Below are 21,719 nucleotides of genomic sequence, written 5' to 3' on the forward strand. Positions count from 1 at the left end.
CGGTAGCGAAACGAGGAATTCCTGATGCAGTTCAACGGCGAAGGAATCCAGCACATCGCCCTCTCCACGGACAACCTCGTGGACACGATCGACGGGCTGCAATTGGCCGGAGTGCCGTTGATGACGGCGCCAATGATTTCTACTACGATGGGCTGGAAGCTCGGTTGCCCGGCCATGGCCAGCCGGTCGATCAGTTGAAGACGCGCGGCATCCTGCTCGACGACAGCACGGCAGACGAAAAGCCGCGATTGCTGTTGCAGATCTTTTCGCAACCGCTGCTCGGGCCCGTGTTCTTCGAGTTAATTCAGCGCACAGCATGACCGCACACAGTAAACAAAAGAATCGAGCGATCGGTCCAAGAGCCTGCCACTCGGGAGACACATCAATGAAGGTCATCAAAACGCTGTTTGTCGCGGTGCTATGGATTGCCGCTCAGTGTGCACACGCGCAGAGCGGCCTCGACATGGCCGCCCACGTCGAGATCCACCAGATTCCCTCGCTCACTCTGAGTGACAGTCAGATGCTGACTGGCGATCGTAACGGCAAACCTGTGACGATCGCCGGCATCCTGCGTCTTGCGAAGCACGCCGGAAAACAACCGGTAGTGGTGCTGATTCATGGTTCGAGCGGAATGGGCGCGAACATCGAAATGTGGGAGCGTACGTTCAACGAGAACGGTATCGGGACGTTCGCCATCGATGGCTTCACAGGCCGTGGCATCACGTCCACCAGCAAGGATCAGTCGCAGCTCGGCCGGCTGAACCTCATTCTCGACGCCTATCGGGCGTTGGACATACTCGCGCGTGATTCCCGCGTCGATCCGGACAGGATCGTGCTGATGGGTTTTTCGAGAGGCGGACAGGCGACCCTCTACGCGGCCATGACGCGGCTCAACCGCCTGTGGAACACGTCAGGCGCTCGCTTCCGCGCCTATTTGCCCTTTTATCCCGACTGCATGACCCGTTATCGCGACGACACCGTGGTTGATGGACCGATTCGCGAATTCCATGGGGCCGACGACGATTACGATCCTGCACCGGCCTGTGCGGCATACATCGAACGGCTGCAAAAGGCGGGTAGCGACGCCATCATGACAGTCTATCCGCACGCATCGCATGCCTTCGATATGCCATACGCGATGCCCACTGTCGTCGCAAAGGGCGCGCAGACGGTACGCGCATGCCGGATCTTCGAGAACGAAAGTGGCGAGCTGATCAACGAGGCGACCGGCACGCCCTTTTCCTTCCACGACGAGTGCGTTCAGACCGACCCACACGTTGGCGGCAACGCGCAAGCTCGCGACGCGGCGATCGCCGACGTACTGGCTTACCTGAGAACATTGCTGGGTAGTGGCGGCGCAATGCCGGGCGGCTAGCACTGGCATGCACTGCAAACACGTCTGCTGCAGCGTCAATCCGGGCCAGGCTAGCTTTGGTGGGAAGCCGGACGCATGGGGTTCCGTGCATCTGACCAGCGCCTGTAGTCGGCCGGCGTCATCCCGGTGAGTTGGCCGAAGGCACGCCGGAATGACGTTTCCTCGCTGTAGCCGCATTGCAGTGCGACCTGCTTGATGCTTGCCCCGGGCCGCTCGAGCAGCACGCACGCCATTTCGATTCGCACGCGCGTGATGAACCCCTTGGGCGACTCGTTGGTCAAGCTCTTCAGCCGCCGATGCAATGTCCGTTCGCTGAGACTCAGCGTACTTGCCAAAGCTTCAGCCGTGAATCCGGGGCTGGCATGGCGGACGATCTGCTCCGCTTGCAGCAGTAGCGGGTCGTTGGCGTTGACAAATCCGCGGGGCGCGTAGACCAGCTGTGGCAGCGGCAAGCTGTCTGCCACAGAGATATCCGCAGCCAGACGCGCGACTTCGGGCCCTGCTTCGCTCCTGATCACGTGCAAGGCCAGATCGACCCAGGAGAGCGGCCCGCCTGTCGTTACGACGCGATCCTGTTCTTCCACTGCAGTGCCCCACACCGGGCGTGCCTTGGGGAACCGCTGCCTTAACGCATGGTGGAGCCACCACGTGGTGGTGCAGCGCCTTCCGTTCAGCAAGCCGGCCTCCCCCAGCACAAAAGTCCCGGCACACGCAGCGCCGACCAACGCCCCCGTTCGATGGCGCTCCTGCAGCCACGCTGCTGCGTGCCTGACCGTCGCAGATACCGGCGGTAGCCGGTGCGGTCCGAGCGCCATCCCCGTGACGAGTGCCACGTCGCAGTGCGTCAATTCATGAAACGAGGTATCGACCGGAATCAACCGGCCCTGCGCGTCCCGCAGGGTTTTGCCGTCCGCGCTTGCGATGGTGGTCTCGAAGGTGGGAATGGCCTGATCGCGCACGCCATACGATGCGCCAGCCGGCGGGGCGCGCAAAGCTTGCTCCGTCATCCAGAACAGGTCGGCAAGGCCGCTAATGGCAGAGAGCAGGCTGCCCTCGACTGCCACGATTCCTATGCGCACGGCGCGCTCCACGCATCGGTTACGGTTGGCGAATTTTGCATGAACAATGGCGAGTTTGCCACCTGCAACTATTCGTTGAAGCCAGATAAATTTGGCTCGTCATTGTCAATGATTCGCCTCCACATGAAATTCCCAACTCTTCACAGGCATCCGGATTCGCTCCTTGCGACAAGGGCGCGCCGTCGGTCCGTATGGTTCAGCCGGCTGGCTGCTGCCGTGGCCGTCACGGCGACGCTGGCAACGGCTCATGTGGCAGCGTCTACGGCACCGGCTGTACACAACATCGTGCTCGTGCATGGTGCTTTTGCCGATGGGTCGAGCTGGAGCCCGGTCATCGTCAGGCTGCAGCGCATGGGTTACCACGTTACTGCCGTGCAGAACCCGCTCACTTCGCTCGCGGACGACGTTGCTGCCACCGAAAGCGTCCTGCGCCGGCAATCCGGCGACGTGCTGCTGGTGGGCCACTCCTGGGCCGGCGCAGTCATTACCCAGGCTGGCAACGCCGCCAACGTGAAGGGTCTTGTTTATCTGTCCGCGCTGGTACCGGATGATGGCGAGTCCGTCGCTGACCTGCTGCAACGGCTCGACGCGCCCATGACGGGACTCGCACCGGACGACCAGGGGCTGATCTGGCTCGACGACGCCCGACAGTTTCAGCACGTCATGGCGGCGGATATTCCGTTTCCGGAAGCTCGTAAGCTGGCATCGGTTCAGCAACCCGTCGCGGCGGCCTGCTTCACCGGGAAGGTCCAGCATGCGGCGTGGCACGACAAACCCGTCTGGTATGTGCGAACAACCAACGACAACGCGCTCAGGGCCGCCGTGCAGCAAGCCATTGCGCAGCACATCGGGGCAACGGTCACGTCCATTCGCTCCAGCCACATGTCAATGCTGTCTCACCCGGACGACATAGCGAAGCTGATCGATCAAGCCGCGCGAAAGGCATCGCAATGAATTCCCCCGCGTTTTAAAGCACTTCATATCTCCCCTGACAGCGAGGCTGAAATGAATATCCTCCATCTCGATGCAAGCGTTCTGGGCAACAACTCGTCACGCGCGAACGCTCCGCCGCCGTGATAGCCGAAATGCGGGCGCGATATCCATCGGCGCACGTGACGTACCGGGACTTGGTCCACGATGAAATCCGCCATCTGACGGGCCGATCGCGGGCGGATTCCGCCAGATGGACGTCAGCGGTTTCGACGACACCACCTGCCTGCAAAATTGAACACAATGCTGCACAAAGCGAATCCTCGGTTTCATCAATTTCGCATTAGTCGTCGCCGGGCTCAAATAGTATGAACGCGCCTACCAGGCCTGCATTGCAGGGTACTTCGCCTCGGGCGGGAACACACGCCAGGCGCCGTCACGGTGCAGGAAGAAAAGAATCGCCACTGCGCCTTCAGCCCTTTGCGCCTCAACTTTTACGCAGCGCATCCGACGCAGATGCGTCGAGGCAACGCGTGTGACCCGCACCGGCACTGCTGCGGCCGGAGCCAGCCATTTTTCGACCATCGCGCGCAATGATGTATCACTGGCGTACATTCGCTTCTCCTTCCCAGAACCACTAAATGAGATGCCCTGGTGCTCATTCGACTGGTCCATCACCATCGATCGCTCCGCGGTATCTGGCACGAACGGCGCGGCATTACATCAACGGCCGATACCGGACGTGCCGCCGCTCCCGGTTGCTCAAAGGGCCGCGACCATATCTGGCACGGCGGTAAACAAGTCTGCCTGCAGGCCGTAGTCAGCCACGCTGAAGATCGGTGCTTCTTCGTCCTTGTTGATCGCGACGATGACCTTGGAGTCCTTCATGCCGGCCAGGTGCTGGATCGCGCCCGAGATGCCCACGGCCACATACAGTTGCGGCGCGACGATCTTGCCGGTCTGGCCGACCTGGTAGTCGTTGGGCACGAAGCCCGCGTCCACTGCGGCGCGCGATGCGCCGAGTGCTGCATTGAGCTTGTCCGCGAGCGGCTCCAGCACCTTCGTGTAGTTCTCGCCGCTGCCCAGACCCCGGCCACCCGAGACGATGATCTTCGCGCTCGTGAGTTCCGGACGGTCGAGCTTCGTGACTTCACGGCCGACGAACTGCGAGAGGCCGCTGTCTGCTGCCGCTTCGAGCTTCTCGACTGCCGCACTGCCGCCTTCGGCCGCGACGGCATCGAACGCCGTCGTGCGCACAGTGATGACCTTGACCGGATCGGCCGATTGCACTGTCGCAATCGCGTTGCCCGCATAGATCGGACGCTCGAAGGTGTCCGGCGAATCGACTGCCGTGATGTCGCTGATCTGCGCGACGTCGAGCTTCGCGGCGATACGCGGCGTGACGTTCTTGCCCGCTGCCGTTGCCGGAGCCAGGATGTGCGAATAGTTCTTTGCGATGCTCAGGACCGTCGCTTCGACGTTCTCGGCGAGACCCTGTTCGAGTTGCGGCGCATCGGCGAGCAGCACCTTCGCAACGCCTGCGATCTTTGCTGCCGCGTCTGCTGCGGCCTGTGCGTTGTGGCCCGCGACCAGCACGTGCACGTCGCCGCCAATCTTCTGTGCTGCGGCAACCGTGTTCAGCGTTGCGGCCTTGATCGACTGACTGTCGTGTTCAGCTATTATGAGATTCACCAGATTCGTCATTTTCGTCTGCTCTCCTTACAGCACCTTGGCTTCGGTCTTCAGCTTCTCGACCAGCGTCTTCACGTCCGGCACCTTCACGCCAGCCGAACGCTTGGGCGGCTCGGCAACCTTCAGCGTCTTCAGGCGCGGCGTGACGTCGACGCCGAGGTCCTCGGGCTTGATCGTCTCGAGCGGCTTCTTCTTCGCCTTCATGATGTTCGGCAGCGTGACGTAGCGCGGCTCGTTCAGGCGCAGGTCGGTCGTGACGACTGCGGGGAGCTTCAAGGACAGCGTTTGAGCGCCGCCATCCACTTCGCGCGACACCGTTGCCTTGCCGTCGGCGACGACGACCTTCGATGCGAACGTCGCCTGCGGCAGGTTCGCCAGCGCGGCGAGCATCTGGCCAGTCTGGTTCGAATCGTCGTCGATGGCCTGCTTGCCGAGGATCACGAGCTGCGGCTGTTCCTTGTCGACCAGCGCCTTCAGGAGCTTGGCCACGGCCAGCGGCTGGAGGTCTTCGTTCGACTCGATCAGGATCGCGCGATCGGCGCCGATCGCCAGCGCCGTGCGCAGCGTTTCCTGCGCTTGCGCGACACCCGCGGACACGGCGATCACTTCCGTCGCCACGCCCGCTTCCTTCAGACGCACCGCCTCTTCCACGGCGATTTCGTCGAACGGGTTCATCGACATCTTCACGTTCGCGATGTCGACGCCCGTGCCATCCGACTTCACACGAACCTTCACGTTGTAATCGACTACGCGCTTAACCGCGACCAGCACCTTCATCTCGCCCCCTCACCACCAGAAATATCAGAGATTTATAAAACCGATAGCCGGGAGGCAGTGCCTCGGCCTGGTTCGCGCCCCGGCAATGTGAATCGGGCGATCGCATCGCGCAGTCCGCCTACCTGATCGCGCAGCGAATGCGCAGCCGCTGCTGCCTCTTCGACCAACGCAGCGTTCTGTTGCGTTACCTGATCCATTTCCCCGACGGCACAGTTCACTTGCTCGATACCCGCGCTCTGCTCCTGCGAAGCGTGACTGATCTCGTCGAGGATCGTGCAGACGCCGGTTATTGCCTGCACGACATCGGTCATGGTCGCACCCGCGTTCGATACCTGCTGCGCACCGGCTTCCACGACTCTGACCGACGTGCCAATCAGATCCCTGATCTCTTTCGCTGCCAACGCCGAGCGTTGCGCGAGGCTACGTACCTCGGACGCCACCACTGCGAAGCCGCGCCCGTGCTCGCCGGCGCGCGCAGCCTCGACCGCCGCATTGAGTGCGAGTATGTTCGTCTGGAAAGCAATGCTGTCGATCACACCGATGATGTTGCCGATCTCCAGCGAACTGGAGGTGATCTCGCTCATCGTCCGCACGACGCCGTCCACGGCCTGATTGCCCCTTCGCGCAACGGCGGCCGCTTCGCCCGCAAGCCGCGCCGCCCTTTCCGCGCTTTCCGCGTTGCGCCTTACATTGGCGGTGATTTCGTCCATGTTCGAGGCTGTCTGAACCAGCGCGGCCGCCTGCCTTTCAGTGCGCTGCGACAGATCGGAGTTGCCCGACGCGATCTCGTGTGCACCGACGTTGACGTTTTCCGCCCCCGCATAGACACGCGACACCGTTTCCACAATACCGTCCCGCATGGTGGCGAGCGCCAGCATCAGGTTCGGGCGCGCGCGATCACGCACGGGTACGTTCATCGCAAGGTCGCCCTGCGAGATTCGCCGCGCCACCTCCACTGCAACTTCCATTTCGCCGCCAAGTACACCTCGAACGCTCCTGACGACATAACCCATGACGAGCGTGCAGACGCCGCCAAGCATTGTTGTCGTCAACAGCCACCAGAGCAGGTCGTGGGTGAAGGCCGCCTCGACATCATCCATGTACATTCCGGTTGCGAGATACCAGTCCCATGGCGCGAAACGCATCACGTAGTTCACCTTGTGCGCCTGTACACCGCTGCCCGGTTTCCGGCCGACGTATTCCGCAAAGCCGCCGCCCGGCTCATTGCCGGCGGCTACGAGCTTCGGAAACAGCGGCTTTCCCTCACCGTCCATCATGCCGCTTGCGTCCTTGCCGTTCATTTGCGGCAGGAACGGATTCATTACGATAACGAGATGCGAGTTAATGACGGCGATATAGCCGTCCTTGCCATACCTCAAATCCGCCAATGCCGCGAGCGCCTGCTTGCGGGCGTCCGCTTCGCCGAACGTGCCCTGTTGCGCGAGCCGATAATAGTGGGTTGCAATACTGTCAGCCTGCTGCACCAGTGAACGCAGCTGCTCCTCGCGATCGGCCACCATGGTCGCGCGTGTCCGCCATGCACCCAGCGCGCCGATCAGCAGGAGGCCAATCCACAGCACCACGATCATCGAAATGAGCTTGCGGTTCAGCGTAAATTTCATACGTACAGTTAAGCAAACGGGTTAATCCGTGCCTTCGAGAAGCGGCAGAAACCAGCCGCAATACGAGCGAGTTTCAGACCCGGCTCCGACGTCCTCGGCTGTCAGCTCTTTCATTTGTGGTGGCTCAAAAGCTTAGGCAATAGGTATTCGCAGAACAGACACTTGTATGCCACAGACGATCGGTGGCATTTCCGTTGCATTCTGCAGCATAAGTTTTCCACGCGCAAGACTATCTCGCGCCACAGGCATACTTTTCACCAGGACATTCGTCTGATCAATGCATCCGCTAGATAAGGGGCAAGTCAGGGCGGGAGGGTGCCCGCTGGCCAAGGCGGACTGACGTGGGTGGGCCGAAGTCAGCCCAGCAGGCGTGCAGTCAAGTGCTCGCAAGATATGTCGCTCGCAGGCGATGCGATGCAGGAGCCGAGCGCCCAGACGCGAATTGTTTCGGTTCAGCAGCTGAACCGAAATATGCACAGGCGGCATGCCCCCGGGGGGGGGGCGCCGGACTCCGGCCGTCCTAAGAACACGTGACGGATTCTCACTTGCACAGCGAGCTGGTTGGCACTGCTTGAGGCAGCTTTGCCGACGATCCTGGCGGCGGTCTCCCTCATCGCGCTAGTGCTGTTCTCGCGAGGCATCCTCTCAATCGGGTGAGCGCAATCGGGACCTCGCATCATTTCAGCACCTTCCGCGGGTCGCGACATGCGACCCGCCATCGCCTGATTCAGCGCATGAAAAGATTCAGGTCGAACACGTAATCAGGTAGCGGCGCGATGTGTGGGTTGCTCAGGTTCAGATACGTGATATCGCTATTCATGAGCGTGCTGTGAAAGGTGATGCGTGAAATGAACGGGCGCGCCTTGCCATCGATTTTGACCCGGTTGTCGTAGTCCATCGTCGAAGACTTGAACTTTTTGCCCGAAACCGTGTAGTACTCGGCCATGACGCCTAGCAGTCGCTTCTTCGACACCCAGTACTTGATACGGTCGTAGGTCGTCTTGTCACTCTTCGCTTTCAGGTCGAAGACGTAGCAATCCTCGCCGTCGATGGTCTCGTCGGCCAGCTGATTTGCCTCGTAATCCTCAGCATAGTTTGTCGAGGCGATATCGCCGTATGCGGCGTCGCCGAGCAATTTCTGGCGCTGTGAAATGGGCACTGGCTTCGAGAGGCCCGGCTTATAGAACCACATGCTGGAACTCAGCATCAGCAACTTCTGCCCGCGATACTTCGGCGGTGCGAGCGAGAGCCCCGACACGTCGAAGCCGCGCGCCTTGATTTCGTATGACATGTTATCGATGACTTCATCGTTTTCCGTGGACTGGATGTTCACCTGCCAGGACACGCCGGCCACGTTCCCGCGCGCCTCGTCGGCGGCCTTGAGGATCTCGTGCGGCGTAAGCGAAGCGTCCGCCGCGGTCGCCATCACGAGACTGGCGAGCAGCGCGGCGGCACAGAAGATGCGCTTCATGATCCTTCTCCCCTTCAAAAAATCCGGCTGATCCCGCTGCGCTCACGCGTAGCCAAGCGCAGTCACGATCACCATGCGCGCCGCCTTGCGCGCCGGCAGTAACGAAGCCGCCAGTGACAGCAAGAGCAGCGTGACCACGCTATACAGCCAATAGTCCGGCACGAAGTAGATCTGCAGCGGCACCTCGCGGCTCACCTGCGGTGGTATCCAGACGGGCTGGATGCGGTCGACCGCCCAGAGCACCGCGAGATTGAACATGATGCCGAGCATCGCGCCGAATACGCCGAGCATCAGGCTTTCGATCGCGAACAATCCGACAATGCCCCTGCGCTTGACACCCAGGGCGCGCAAGGTGCCAATTTCGCGCGTGCGCTCCATGATCGCCATCGTCACGGTGTTGACGATGCTCATCACCACGATCGTGAACACGATCAGGAACGTGATGAAGAAGATCACGTTGAACATCTTCTTCACCTTCATGTAGAACGGTGACAGTTCGTTCCAGGTCTTCACGTCAACCGCAAGCCCAGCGGCGGCGAACTCGCGCGTGAGCGTAGCCCGCATCGGCAGGGTTTGCGCGTCGTCGCGCAACAGGATCGTAAGGCGGTCGACGCTCTTCGTGTCATAGAGATCCTGCGCGAACTTCAACGGCACGGTCGCAAAGGTGTCTTCGAGCGCCTCGTCTGGCGCGTCGACGAACTGCACGATCTGCGCGTCGAGCGCGTTGATCTGCCCCGAGACGGTCGGCGACATGGCCACGGCACCCGTTCCCAGCGCCACGTTCAGCTGCCGCGCGAGACCCTTGGTGATGCCAATGCCGTAGCCCAGCGTGTCCGAGAGCGGCTCGCCGTCGTACAGTTTCGCCCGCCCCATCACCCCCACCGCATGACTCGAGATGGCCGCGACATCAGACGGCACGCGTCCGGGCGCGAAAAAGATCGTCGATACCTTGCCGTTGCTGATGAGCCCGGAGATTCGCAGCTGTGGCGTGACGACGAGCACCTCGGGATGGCGCGCGAGGATCTCGCGCATCGCCTTCACTTCGGCTGTGTCGAGCAGGTATTTGGTCGGCTCGAGCTTGCCGTGGTCCAGGAAGCCCTGCTTGAAGACGGTGAGATTTCCGTTCGCCTCGGCGTAGATATAGCTGTCCTTGAGACTCTGGAAGATATAGCGCGTAAAGCCCCCGAGCGTGTTCACGGCGAGAAAGCCCACACCGATCGCAAGGATCGTGAACAGCGACCGACGCCCATTGCGCAGCAGATTCCTGAATGCGAGCTTGATCCACGTGCTCATCAGTAGCTCCCCTTCACGCAGTGCTTCGGCGCTTCGAGCCGCTGGTCTTCGATCAGCTCGCCATCGCGCATCATGATGCGGCGGTCGACACGTTCGAGCAGGCGTTCGTCATGCGTCGAGAATACGAAGGTCGTGCCCTCCTTGCGGCTGATTTCGCGCATCAGGTCGATGATTCGATGCGCGTTCTCCGAATCGAGGTTGGCGGTGGGCTCGTCGGCCACGACGAGCGACGGATTTGCGATCAGCGCGCGCGCGATAGCCACGCGCTGCTGCTGGCCGCCCGAAAGCTTCGCCGGACGGTGGCCGCCAAAACTCGCGAGGCCCACCTCCGCGAGACGCCGCTGCGCCAGCTCAATGCTCGCGCGCGAGCCTCGGCGGCCAATCTGCAACGGCAGCAGCACGTTCTCGAGCGCGGAGAGCACCGGCACGAGATTGAATCCCTGGAAAACGAAGCCGATGGCGCGGTTGCGCGCCACGCTGCGGGCATTGTCGCTCAGCAACGCCGCATCGCGCCCGTTGAAGAGCACGCTGCCCGAGGTGGGCGCGTCGAGCAGGCCAACAAGGTTGCAGAGCGTGGATTTGCCCGAACCCGACGGGCCCCAGACGGCCACGAACTCGCCCGCCTGGATCGAGAAGTCGACGCGCTTGAGCGCCGTGATCACCGATTCGCCTAGCCGATACTGCTTGACGACCTGGCGCAGCTCGACGAGCGGTTCGGCAAACGGCGTAAAGGGAAATACGGACATGCCCAGCTCCTCGATCAGTGTGTTTGGGCCTTGTGGCCTTTGGCGACGGCGACGACAAAGCCACCATCGCGCAGCGTCACGACCTGTGCTTCGCGGCCGCTGTCCCGGTGCCGCATGTGCAAATGGCCGCTCGCTTCAATGGCCGCAGCCTCGAAGCGGTGCGGCGTGCTGTCGACGCCCGTGCCGAACAGTTTGCCGAACGCTTCCTTCGCACACCACAGGCGCGTGACCCATTCGTCGCTCGGCTCTGCGGCGAGCGTCTCGAGCAGTGCGCGTTCGGAAGCGCTCGCGATCGCCTTGACGAAATCCGCGCCGCGCGGCGCAATCCGTTCCAGGTCGATGCCGACGGGCGCGCGCTGTGCGATTGCCACAGCCTCCTCGCCGCTATGGGCGAGGCTTACCTCCGGAATCGTGGCATACGGCCAATGCGTGACCCCGGGCTTGCCGCACGAATCGTTCGTAATCGCGAAGGCCGCCGGATGGAGCATCTCGCCACCACCTTCCTGCCGCAGCGCCCACGCGCGTAACGCATCCTTCGCTGCAATGCGCCCGAGCAGCCACTGCATCGGTTGCCCGCCGCCCGTCTTGCTTGCATAAGCCGGCATTTCCGCGACATGCAGATAATCGCGCGCGAGCAGATCCGCGTCGAAGCCGGCAAGTCGGGCCTTCGTCATGCGCTGGCACACGGTATCCGCCTGCGCGGCGCTCGTGGGCAGCGCCAGCGCGTCGCTCAACAGGTGGCGCGCAGGCCACTGCCGAAACGCCACGAGCCTGCGGTCCCACCGGAACCGCCACGAGCGCCAGTCCTGTATCCGCAGCCATACGCCGCCCTGACCGTCCTGTATCTCCACGTTGGCCGTAGGCGTTTTGCCAATCTCACCCGTCACTTCCAGGCGCATCGGCACGCGCGTTCCCGGAGCGGGTGTGGCCTGATAAAGTTCAAGCTTGCCGAGGCCGATCGGAAACGCAACGTCGCCTTGCTGCTGCGTCCAGATCGCCATGACCTGACCCACCGCGTCGAGCAGCGCGGGATCGCTGAGCAGTTGCGGCTGAGCCGTCGAACGAAACAGATCGACCGGCGCGCGCACGAGTAATTCCGCCTGCGCGCCACGCTCTCCAACGAGCAAATCGCCCACGAGGCTTTGAAAGCGCGGGCCATGAAATAGCTCACGGGCTTCATAAAGGCACGCCGCGCTCAACGTGCGTGCCCGGCTCGAAGTGACTGCGCCAAAGCGCAAATCGAGGTCGAGCTGGTAGTGCGAACTGAACAGCACGGTCGCAGTAATTGAAGGGCGCGGTTCGCCCTGTGCCACAATTTCCACGTCGATGCGGCGAATCTCACGCACAGCGTCGACATCGCGCAAGCGCCCCGTCACGCGCAGCGTGAGCGTGTCCGTATCAGCCATCGCGATCCAGCGCGCCGCAGAAACGCGTTCGAATCCAGTCAGTCCATAGCCCGGCGCCAGGCAAGCCGCCGCTTCGGCCATGATCTCGAGGCTCATCGTCATCGGCACGACGGGGAAGCAGGCCGAGAGCGGCTTCACGTCAAGCGCGTGGATGAAATGGTGATCGGCCAGATGCAGGTCTTCATCGAGCGACAGCCTGCACTCGATCGTCACTGCCACGCCCGGCTCGTGACTCACGACTTCGCCCACGAACGGCAGCGCGCAACGCGCCTCGGGCACGGCGCGAAAGCGCTCGGGTGCGTGCGCTTCGTGCTGCCTGGAAGGCGGGCGCGCCACCGGCGGCGCCGGCCCGCGCGCGCGCTCAAACCCCTCCGTTGCCGCGAGTTCCGCGGCGGACTGCACCTCGTGAAGCCGCGCAATGATGGGTAGCCCGGGTTCATGGTGGTTCACCATCACACCTTCTCCAACACGAGGCCCGTCACCGTCAGCCCGGGTCCGAAGCCGAGTGAGACGACACGCGTGCCTGGCGGGATCGCCTTCTCTTCGAGGATGCCTTTCAGAATATGCGGGATCGTCGCCGAGGACATGTTGCCGTTGTCGCGGAAGACCTGCTTGCTGATGGCGACGTTTTCGTCACGCAAACCCAATTCGTCCTGAATGTGCTCGACGATCCGCGGTCCTCCAGGATGGATCGCGAACATGAGCGAATGTTTCTCCCGTTCGAAATCGATATCCACCTTGCGCAGCAGCGATACGACAAATGCGCGCACGTATTGCTTGATGAGGATGGGGACTCTCACCGAGAGAGTCATCTGGAACTGATGCGACGCGGGCACCCAGGTCATGTCGTCGGCCGAATCGGGAAGCAGGTGCTCGTGGAGCGCGAGAATCCTGAGACCACGGAGTCCTTGCGCGCGCACATAGTCGTCCGAGCAAACCGAATACTTGATGAACCCATCCGCGAACAGGGTCGTCACGATGATGTTCTCCACGCTGAAATCCTCGAGGTTGGTGTGACCCGAGAGAAGCTCGGTGTGGACAATATCGACTCGTTGCTTGCGTGGCGTTACCCCAAAATGCGAGGAGGACAGAAAACCGTGCGCCATTCTGATGGCCGGAAAGGCCCCGTAACAGCCCATGTGATAGCTATGCGTGACCGTGGTATCGAACCATTCCCTGTGCGCGACCATGCGTTCCACCGGACTCGGCGCGAGATAGCCGGAGCAGGTCACGTGGATCAGGTCATTCGGTGCGGTGGTGATGCCATCGTACATTTCGGCCATGCAGCCACTGACAACCTTTTCGTAGTTTTCGTGGCGCTCCTTGAGATCCGCGCCTTTGAAGTCCGCCGGATCGGAGGAGTACATCCGCAGGTGCTTGTACTCCGGAGGCAGTTCGGCCAGAACCAGCTCGCCATCGGAAATACGAATATCCCTGAGGCGCGGGAAGAACACCAGCTGCCTTCTCCTGATCTGGTCCGGCGAAACGGCGTACCTGGCGAACTTTTCCTTCACCTCGTGAATCGCCTGACGAACGCCCTCCTTGCTCTTGATATCGTGGCTCTTGCAGTAACCTCTGGCGATTCCATACGCGCAAACCTCCAGCGCGACGCGTTGCGGCACGGGTTTCGCGATTTTTGCCGGCCAGAAGTCAACGAGCACCGGCTTGTCAAAAGTGTTCATTTGGATACGCTCCCCTTTTCGTTGCCAAGCCGCAGCATGGCGATCTGCTGGATGCTCGACGAAATGACCAGCTCAGGCTCGCCGCTCGCCCCACGTTCCAGTTCCTTGATGAAGTGGCGCCTGCCCTGCTCGACCGGAATCGGACGGATCGAGCGCGATGCATAGAGGCGGCGCAGCTCGTCGCTGACCATGCCGGCGTCCCAGGGCCCCCAGTTGATCGCGACGGCGTGGACGTGAGGCCAGTTGTGGCACATCCGGTCGGCGAGCTTGTTGAGGACCTCGTTCGCGGCGCTGTAGTCGCTCTGGCCCACGTTGCCGAAGCGCCCCGTCACCGACGAGAAGAACACGATGAACTTCAGCCCCTCGGGATGCAGCTTGCGTTCGAGCACGAGCGCGGGCGTCACCTTGGTGCCGAACACGGCGTCGAAAGACTCGAGCGGCTTGTCGGCAATCAGTTTGTCGCTGATGATGCCCGCTCCGTGAAGTACGCCGTCGATACGACCCCACCGCGCGTAAATATCATCGATCAGTGCTGCGAATCGTTCTTCGTCGCGCACGTCGAGGCTGTGATACTCCACCTCCGATCCGGCCGCACGCATCGCGGCCAGATTGGTGCGCATCTCCCTGTCGCGCAGGATGCGCCTGTGGACGCGGTCGATTTCCGCAGGGGTCACCTTCTCGTGGCTCGCACGCATATCGCGGATCAGGATCTGTTTGAGCTCGGCCGGGTCCTCGATGCCGGCGATCGCCCCGTGCTCTTCCTCGGGCAGTGCGCTGCGGCCCACGACGATGAGCCGCGGGTGATAGCGCTCGGCAAGCGCGCGCGTTACGTCGGCGGTGATGCCGCACGCGCCGCCGGTCACGAGCACGATCGCGTCGGGATCGAGCGTGAGCCGCGAGAGATCCTGCCCTACGACGTCGTAGTGCTTCAGGTCGAGTAGCCAGCGGCCTTCACCGGTGTAGCCCACCTCGATTCCGGACTGAGCGCTGCGCACTTCGGCGATCACATGCGCCGCCTGTGTTTCGGGCGGGAGCGCCGGGTCGAAGTCGACACATTTGACCTTGGCGCCAGCCCATTCACGCGCCACCGACTTCGCGACGCCAAGCACGCCCGCGCTCCGAGCCTCGAACGCACGCGAGCGGCTCAGTCCGAACTGCCCGTCGAATGCCGTCACATTGACGATCCAGGCACCACCATTCACGCCGGTCCTCAAATCTGCTTCGAACGCCTTGAGCAGCAGAAAGAGCGCGCGTGCGTCGTGCTCGTGCGCCGCACCCGATGCGCCCATCAGATTGATGAGCGCGCCGCAAGGCCCCGGCAAGGCGGCGGCGACCCGCTCGCGCAGCGCCTTCACGGGCTCGAGCGCGGAAAAGTCGCACTCGAATCGCGTCGCGTCGTCGAGCACGCGTGTAACCGCTCCCGGCACGATGCGTGTCACGAGGCCGCCCTTTGACTGCAACGCGTGCGCGAAAGCGTCTGCAAGCGGCCCGTCCCCGACGAGCAGGATCGTTTCCCCGGCGGGGAAACCGCCTGGCTCGCCCGGCGCGTCGAGGCCGGCGGCCACCGCGTGCACCGCATAGCACTGCACCGGGTCGGCGTGTGCATGGCCGTGTTCGGGCTCCACCCCCTCACTGCGTGAAGACGGTGGAGCCGGTGCTTTTTTTGACGAAGGCCCTCCCGCATCGGCAACGGGTGCTTCCGCTGCGTCGCTGGTCATGCGCGTGTACCACGCGACGATCTCGTTTAGCGACTTCAGACCCGACAGCTCTTCGATCACCGCTTCCTCGTCGCGCTCGCCGAGCAGGTTGTATTTCACCATCAGGCTGCTGAAGATTTCGATGCGCTTGATCGAGTCGATGCCGAGATCCGCTTCCATGTGCGCGTCGAGGTCGAGCATGTCGACGGGATAGCCCGTGCGTTCGGAGACGGCCTGCAGCAACTCGGCCCTGAACTCGTCCGGCGAACCAAGCTTCTCCGCGGACGTCTTCTCTGACACCGCCTGCACGGCTTGTGGCGCTTGCACGCCTTCGGGCACCACGATGGCGGGCTCGATCGATCCGGTCGACGGAGCAAAGGCGAGGACCTCTGCGGCGGGCACCACGGCCGCCGCAATCTGCCTCGGCAAGACCGGCGCGGGCGGTACGCCACCGAGTATTTGCGGTATGCCGGGCTGCGCTGCATGGGGTGCGACTTGAGGTGCCGCCTGGGGCAAGACTTGAGGCGCGAGCGCCGCGGGGGCCGGCATGCCAACATGCAGTGCAAACGGCGCGCTCGGCAAAACCGGCTCGGCCATCGGCACCCGCTGCGGCGATGCGCCGACAAGCTGCGTTTGAAAGTCAATGAAGTACCTCAGACTGCGCTGCTGTTCGAACTGCAGGTCGAGCAGACGCGCGACGCCATACTGGATTTGGGCGAATTCGGCTTCCGAACAGCGGGCGCCCCCGTTCATCGCGGCGACCGGCATCGCCGCCGGCCCTTCGCCGGGAGGGTGTTCTATTTTCATCGCGGCTCTCCTGTCGCTGGTGGTGGGTGTCGTTGGCGGCGGCGCCGGCACCACGGCCGGTGCGGCTGCGGTGGCGGCGGCCGCGGCCTTGGGGGCAGCGGGCGGGGCGCAGGCGGCAGCGGCCACGGTCGGTGCGCCCGATGCGATACCGGCCGCGCCGGCAGCGAAGGCCGTGCCGTCGCAGACCGCACTAGCCGGCTCAGCTGGGCTGCGGGCGGCCGGCTTCTCAGGTGCGTGCCATGGCACCGCGCGCGCGGCGCTGACACGCCAGACGAGCGGTCCTGGCGCGGCGCGCTTCGCTGCCTCCGCGAAGACCTCGGCGACGGTCCAGTCATGCAGGCCGCGATGCGCGAACCACGCGTCGAGCCGCACGAGGAGTCCGAGCGCCAGGGCCTGCGCGAGCAGTTGTGCCAGTTGCAGCCAGCCCGGACGGCCTGGCGCGTCGAGCCCGAGTATCGCGTGTGGACGCTCGCCCAGCACGCGCTCGACGAGGCCACCGAGCACGAGCCCCGGACCGCATTCGATGAACACGCGGGCGCCGGCCGCATAGAGCGCTTCGATTTCGTCCGTGAATCGCACGGGCTCCGCGATGTGGCGCGCAAGCAGTTCGCGCACCGCATCGCCGGATTCCGGATACGGCTGGGCTGTCGTATTGCTGTACACGGGCACACGCGGCGCCTGGAATTCGACGCCCGCGAGTTCCGCGGCCAACGCATCGCGTGGCGCGGCCATGATTGCGCAATGAAACGCCGCGCTCACTGGCAGCCGCTTCACGCGCATGCCCGTGGCCGCCAGGACGGGCAACGCTGCATCGACGGCTTCCACCGTGCCCGCCACAATGGTCTGATCCGGCGCGTTCAGGTTGGCGATGGTGACGTCCAGTCCGTGTGTTTCAATCAGCGCGGACACTCGCGGCCCCTGCGCTTCGAGCGCGGCCATCGCACCCTCGGGCGCGGCCGCCGACAATCGGCCCCGAACCTTCGAAATACGAATCAAGTCTTTCCGCGACATCGCCCCGGCTGCACAGAGCGCAACGTATTCGCCGTAACTGTGACCGGCCATGAAGTCAGCGCGCAGGCCGAAATGCGTCAGGACCTCGAATGCGGCCATGCCCACCATACCGAGCGCAGGCTGCGCGACGGCGGTGTTGTTGAGTGCCTGCTGCTGAAGCTCTCGATCCGCGTCGCTGAACACAGGCAGCGGATAAATATGCGGTGCCACCCGCGCTTCGAGGGCGCCGCCTTCACCCCCGGTCCCTTCGTCGAAGCACGAATGCAGATCAGGCATCGCCGTCACGAGATCGCGCAGCATGTTGACGCGCTGCGATCCCTGTCCCGGGAACAGGAAGCACACGCCATGCGGGCCTTCCACGTTCTCGCGATAGTAGAGCGCAGGCGGCATGGTGATCTCTGCGCAACCGGGCAATCTGTCCAGCGCGCGCGCAAGCTTGCTCTTCAGGTCGTCGACAGACGTCGCCAGCAGTACGAGCCGGCAAGAATGGGAGCCGTTCACGCGCTCGACCGCACTCTGCTCGCGGCAAAGCGACCACGCGAGCTGGGCCAGATCGATCTGCTCGGGGTAAGCGAGACCCTCGAGCAGGCGGCGGGCCGCCTTTTCGATCTCCCCCCTGTTCGGCCCGGCGAACGCGAATATTTCGACATCCCTGGGGTTCAGATCGATGGCATCGCTTTCGCGATACTGGCCAGCGTATTCAGCGAGGACCGTATGGAAATTCGTTCCTCCGAAGCCAAACGCACTCACGCCGCAGTAGCGCGGATGCGAGCGTCCTTCATGCAGCCACGGACGCGATTCCGTGTTCACGTAGAACGGCGAAGTGGCGAAGTCGATGGCGCTCGCGGGCCGCTCTACGCCGAGCGTGGGAGGCAGTACACGATGCCGTAGTGCAAGCGCCGCCTTGATGAGCCCGGCCATGCCGGCGGCAACCTTCGTATGGCCGATCATCGACTTCACCGACCCCACGGCGCAGACCTGGCGCCCGTGCGATGCCTCACCAAAGGCGACATTGAGCGATGTGATCTCCGATTTGTCGCCGAGCGCCGTGCCCGTGCCATGCGCCTCGATCAGCGTCACGTCGGCGGGTTCGATGCCCGCGTCCGCGTAGGTGCGCTTGAGCGCCAGGACCTGCGCGGGCGGATGCGGCGCGGTGAGACTGCGGTTGCGTCCGTCGCTCGAACTGCCGACGCCCTTGACCACTGCGTAGATGCGGTCGCCATCGCGCTCCGCATCGGCCAGGCGCTTGAGCACCGCCGCGCCCACGCCCTCGCTGATCGCGATGCCGTCCGCGCTTTCGTCGAACGGCCGGGAGCGCCCGCGCGGCGAAAGCGCATAGGTCTGTGCGAAACACATGAAGCCGAGCGGGCCGTTCGTGCCGTCCACCCCGCCCACGAGTGCAACGTCGGCATCATGGCTGCGCAGCAGGCGGACGCCCGTATCGAGTGCGGCGAGCGACGAAGCACAGGCCGCGTCCACCGTAAAGTTCGTGCCGCCGAGATCGAGCCTGTTGGCCACGCGTCCCGCAATCACGTTGCCGAGAATGCCCGGAAACGTGTCCTCGGTCCATTTGGGCAGCACCGTCTCGTAGATCGATGCGAGGATCTGCTCGCGCACCGTGTCGGAAAGGCCGGGCACGCTGCGCAGATAGTGCGGCAAGAGCGCCCGGAAATTGAAGATCGTGCCGAGATCGTTCATGCCGCCCACGGCGAAAATCGTCGCGGTCCGTTCGCGCGCGAAGCCTCGACGATCGAATCCGGCGTCTTCCAGCGCAAGCCGCGAGACTTCGAGCGCGAGCAGTTGCACCGGCTCGATCGACTTGATGCTGGCGGGCGGGATGCCATAGCGTTGCGGATCGAATGCGATGTCGTCCAGAAAGCCGCCCCACTTCGAATAGATCTTGTCCGGCGTGCCGCGCTTTGGATCGAACAGATCGGCCACGCGCCAGCGGTCGTCGCTCACTTCGCGAATCGCATCCACGCCGCGCAGGATGTTCTGCCAGTATTCGCGCAGGTTCTGTGCACCGGGGAAAAGGCACGCCATGCCGACGATGGCAATGTCCTCCCGTCGCGTGCGCCCCGGGAACGACACCTGTCGCGCTCGGCGGCGCAGCAGCGCTTCGCTGCCGTCCGAAACGCTCTCGTGCAGTTCGGCGACGCTGCAGGTGGCCGAACGCAGCCGCGCGACCTCGCCGAGCATGTAGATACCCTCGTTGTGCTGCGTGGCTTCATCGACCTCGACATAGCGGTCGTCGCCGCGCTCAAGCTCCGCATTGCTGCGATGCGCGATGCCCTTCGCCGCGATGCGCAGCCGCCCGATGTTCATCATTTCCAGCTTTATCAGCGTGTCCTCGTCGGAACTCGAGGACAGGATGAGATCGCGGCGCACCTTTTCGAATTCGTCGCAAAACGGCGTTTGCGCGCAGCGCGTGTAGACACCAACACCCGATTGCAACAGCGCCGTCGCTTCGCAGGCGACGGCCTCCCGCTGGAACGCCTCGACGATCGCGCCCTGCGAGACGATCTCATGGGTAAATAGATACGCGGTTCCCATGAGCACGCCTGGTTTCATGCCGCGCCCGAGGAGTGGCGCCGCAATCGCACTGACCATTGCGGCCGATAGCGCGTCGTGCACGCCGCCCGCGAATAGCACCTGCACGGAAGCGGCGTCCTTGATGTCCGCATGGGCGAGCAGTTCGATCGCCGATTCCCACAGAATGAAGCTCGTGCGCGGGCCCGTGTGTCCGCCGCACTCGCTGCCTTCGAGCACGAAGCGCCGCGCGCCGTCCGCGAGAAAGCCCCGTAGGAGCCCGGGCGACGGCACGTGCAGATACGTGACAGTGCCCGCCTCGTCCAGCTCCCGCGCCTGACTCGGCCGTCCACCCGCGATGATCGCGAACGGTGGCTTGAACTCACGGACGACCTCGAGCTGCGCCTGTCGCAGCTCCAGCGGCAGGAAGCCGAGAATGCCAACGCCCCAAGGATGCTCGCCGATCTGCGCCGCCGTGCTTTCGAGCAGCGCCCGCACCTGCTCGCCACGCAGCACCGCAAGAGCGAGGAACGGCAACGCGCCGCCGTTGGCCACGGCCGCTGCGAATCCGCCGACGTCGCTCACGCGCGTCATCGGACCTTGCGCGATCGGGTAACGCGTGCCGTGCTGCTTCGCGAGCGCCGCGTGCGGAGCGAGCGGCGTTTGTGCGGCCGCCTGCTCGATCGCGGACATCGAATGCTCGCGCAACGCGGTGATCATGCGGCCCACCGTTCCGTAGCGCTCGGCGAAGATTGGTGCGAACGCAATGTCCTGACCGAGCGCGACCAGTCCGTCGTCAACGCACATTCTCCGCTCAAGCGTCTCTTGCCAGGCTTCGCCTCTCGCGAGCGCAACTTCGAGCTCACGTATATGGGCGCGCCCCGCGCGGTTGAAGAAGCGATAGAGCGTGTCGCCAGCCCCGATCAGAACCGTCTCGCTGCCGTCGAGCTTCGACCACTTCATGCGCTGTGCCGGATTCGAGAAGGGTCCTTCTTCGGCGAGCCAGAGCGCCTCGCCCAGCACCACGCCCGACGCGCCGGCAAGGGCCGCTGCCGCTGCGGTGTGCAAGCCGATGCCCCCCTGAATCCACCAGGGTATGTCGAGCTGCCCGCTGAATTCCTGGAGCAGGATGAACGAGGCGTGCGGACTCACCCGCCCCCCCGCCTCGTGGCCCTTGACGATCACGCCGTCGAAGCCGGCGTCCTGCGCCGCCTTCGCACCGCGCAGATCGTGCACTTCGAGCATGACGCTGACCGCAAGCACGCGCACCTCGCTGGCGAGCCGCGCCGCGTCGCCTGCGTTTAGTCCCGCCAGCACGAGCAGCGGCACCGGCAGGGCGTCGCCGAGCAACGCGGACAATGCCGCGAGACGGCCTGACGCATCCGCGCAGGCATCCCAGCGCACGCCCCAGGACGCCTGCTGCGAAACGCCTGCTCTGAACCGGGTGAGCGCCGCTTCGACTTCCGCGCGCGCCTTGCCGATGCCGAGATCCAGCACACCCGTGGCGCCCGCGCGGCAGGCCGCGATGGCAATTTCCGGGGTGAGCCAGCAAGACGGGGTCACGGCCATCACCTCGACCGATTTTTTCCGGGCTGCTTTCAT

General features: G+C 63.7%; 13 protein-coding genes and 1 pseudogene. 3 read left to right on the plus strand and 11 right to left on the minus strand.

Annotation, left to right across the window (positions count from 1 at the left end; all coding sequences use genetic code 11):
• Positions 1 to 12: 12 nt before the first annotated feature.
• Positions 13 to 311, plus strand: a pseudogene (locus tag BMI01S_RS39045) (4-hydroxyphenylpyruvate dioxygenase); the annotation flags it as partial.
• 5 nt (positions 312 to 316) lie between these two features.
• Positions 317 to 1,375 carry a dienelactone hydrolase family protein gene (locus tag BMI01S_RS16350; RefSeq protein ID WP_244145361.1) on the plus strand — a complete coding sequence of 353 codons (1,059 nt, stop codon included), beginning with the start codon at positions 317 to 319 and terminating at the stop codon, positions 1,373 to 1,375.
• 50 nt (positions 1,376 to 1,425) lie between these two features.
• Here the strand turns inward: BMI01S_RS16350 and BMI01S_RS16355 are convergent, their stop codons facing one another.
• The gene (locus BMI01S_RS16355; protein ID WP_244145360.1) at positions 1,426 to 2,439 is read right to left on the minus strand and encodes a GlxA family transcriptional regulator; all 1,014 of its coding nucleotides are present in this window, start codon (positions 2,437 to 2,439) and stop codon (positions 1,426 to 1,428) included.
• Positions 2,440 to 2,577: 138 nt separating this feature from the next.
• Here BMI01S_RS16355 and BMI01S_RS16360 point away from each other — a divergent pair, with 138 nt between their 5' ends.
• The gene (locus tag BMI01S_RS16360; RefSeq protein WP_028231555.1) at positions 2,578 to 3,408 is read left to right on the plus strand and encodes an alpha/beta fold hydrolase; all 831 of its coding nucleotides are present in this window, start codon (positions 2,578 to 2,580) and stop codon (positions 3,406 to 3,408) included.
• Positions 3,409 to 3,762: 354 nt separating this feature from the next.
• Here the strand turns inward: BMI01S_RS16360 and BMI01S_RS16365 are convergent, their stop codons facing one another.
• The 10 genes from BMI01S_RS16365 to BMI01S_RS16410 all read right to left on the minus strand — a co-directional run bounded on the left by BMI01S_RS16365 (position 3,763) and on the right by BMI01S_RS16410 (position 21,719).
• Complete coding sequence (locus BMI01S_RS16365) at positions 3,763 to 4,065, minus strand: hypothetical protein (RefSeq protein WP_244145359.1); 303 nt, start codon at positions 4,063 to 4,065, stop codon at positions 3,763 to 3,765.
• Positions 4,066 to 4,146: 81 nt separating this feature from the next.
• A complete protein-coding gene (locus tag BMI01S_RS16370; protein ID WP_042289884.1) occupies positions 4,147 to 5,079 on the minus strand; it encodes an electron transfer flavoprotein subunit alpha/FixB family protein in 933 nt (310 codons plus the stop codon).
• 24 nt (positions 5,080 to 5,103) lie between these two features.
• Positions 5,104 to 5,853, minus strand: coding sequence for an electron transfer flavoprotein subunit beta/FixA family protein (locus tag BMI01S_RS16375; protein WP_028232121.1), 750 nt, complete (start codon positions 5,851 to 5,853; stop codon positions 5,104 to 5,106).
• 32 nt (positions 5,854 to 5,885) lie between these two features.
• Complete coding sequence (locus BMI01S_RS16380) at positions 5,886 to 7,475, minus strand: methyl-accepting chemotaxis protein (protein WP_042289843.1); 1,590 nt, start codon at positions 7,473 to 7,475, stop codon at positions 5,886 to 5,888.
• 727 nt (positions 7,476 to 8,202) lie between these two features.
• Positions 8,203 to 8,946 (minus strand): outer membrane lipoprotein-sorting protein, encoded by a 744-nt coding sequence (locus BMI01S_RS16385; RefSeq protein WP_036046157.1) that lies wholly within the window; start codon positions 8,944 to 8,946, stop codon positions 8,203 to 8,205.
• Positions 8,947 to 8,988: 42 nt separating this feature from the next.
• Positions 8,989 to 10,239, minus strand: coding sequence for an ABC transporter permease (locus BMI01S_RS16390; RefSeq protein ID WP_028214702.1), 1,251 nt, complete (start codon positions 10,237 to 10,239; stop codon positions 8,989 to 8,991).
• The gene (locus BMI01S_RS16395) at positions 10,239 to 10,985 is read right to left on the minus strand and encodes an ABC transporter ATP-binding protein (RefSeq protein WP_028214703.1); all 747 of its coding nucleotides are present in this window, start codon (positions 10,983 to 10,985) and stop codon (positions 10,239 to 10,241) included. The genes BMI01S_RS16390 and BMI01S_RS16395 overlap by 1 nt, the downstream gene beginning before the upstream one ends.
• Positions 10,986 to 10,999: 14 nt before the next feature.
• Complete coding sequence (locus BMI01S_RS16400; protein ID WP_036046154.1) at positions 11,000 to 12,844, minus strand: 4'-phosphopantetheinyl transferase superfamily protein; 1,845 nt, start codon at positions 12,842 to 12,844, stop codon at positions 11,000 to 11,002.
• Positions 12,844 to 14,052, minus strand: coding sequence for a 3-oxoacyl-[acyl-carrier-protein] synthase III C-terminal domain-containing protein (locus BMI01S_RS16405; protein ID WP_244145358.1), 1,209 nt, complete (start codon positions 14,050 to 14,052; stop codon positions 12,844 to 12,846). Before BMI01S_RS16405 ends, BMI01S_RS16400 begins: the two co-directional genes overlap by 1 nt.
• Before the next feature lie 17 nt (positions 14,053 to 14,069).
• Complete coding sequence (locus BMI01S_RS16410) at positions 14,070 to 21,719, minus strand: type I polyketide synthase (protein WP_174480104.1); 7,650 nt, start codon at positions 21,717 to 21,719, stop codon at positions 14,070 to 14,072.

The sequence above is a fragment of the Paraburkholderia mimosarum LMG 23256 = NBRC 106338 genome (assembly GCF_000739815.1).
In the GTDB taxonomy this organism is placed as follows: domain Bacteria; phylum Pseudomonadota; class Gammaproteobacteria; order Burkholderiales; family Burkholderiaceae; genus Paraburkholderia; species Paraburkholderia mimosarum.

What these genes read in the sequence shown, in the direction of transcription:
- BMI01S_RS16410 (WP_174480104.1), bottom strand. Translation starts at nt 21,719, where the DNA reads ATGAAAGCAGCCCGGAAAAAATCGGTCGAGGTGATGGCCGTGACCCCG.
- BMI01S_RS16380 (WP_042289843.1), bottom strand. Translation starts at nt 7,475, where the DNA reads ATGAAATTTACGCTGAACCGCAAGCTCATTTCGATGATCGTGGTGCTG.
- BMI01S_RS16390 (WP_028214702.1), bottom strand. Translation starts at nt 10,239, where the DNA reads ATGAGCACGTGGATCAAGCTCGCATTCAGGAATCTGCTGCGCAATGGG.
- BMI01S_RS16395 (WP_028214703.1), bottom strand. Translation starts at nt 10,985, where the DNA reads ATGTCCGTATTTCCCTTTACGCCGTTTGCCGAACCGCTCGTCGAGCTG.
- BMI01S_RS16350 (WP_244145361.1), top strand. Translation starts at nt 317, where the DNA reads ATGACCGCACACAGTAAACAAAAGAATCGAGCGATCGGTCCAAGAGCC.
- BMI01S_RS16400 (WP_036046154.1), bottom strand. Translation starts at nt 12,844, where the DNA reads ATGGTGAACCACCATGAACCCGGGCTACCCATCATTGCGCGGCTTCAC.
- BMI01S_RS16360 (WP_028231555.1), top strand. Translation starts at nt 2,578, where the DNA reads ATGAAATTCCCAACTCTTCACAGGCATCCGGATTCGCTCCTTGCGACA.
- BMI01S_RS16375 (WP_028232121.1), bottom strand. Translation starts at nt 5,853, where the DNA reads ATGAAGGTGCTGGTCGCGGTTAAGCGCGTAGTCGATTACAACGTGAAG.
- BMI01S_RS16365 (WP_244145359.1), bottom strand. Translation starts at nt 4,065, where the DNA reads ATGGTGATGGACCAGTCGAATGAGCACCAGGGCATCTCATTTAGTGGT.
- BMI01S_RS16385 (WP_036046157.1), bottom strand. Translation starts at nt 8,946, where the DNA reads ATGAAGCGCATCTTCTGTGCCGCCGCGCTGCTCGCCAGTCTCGTGATG.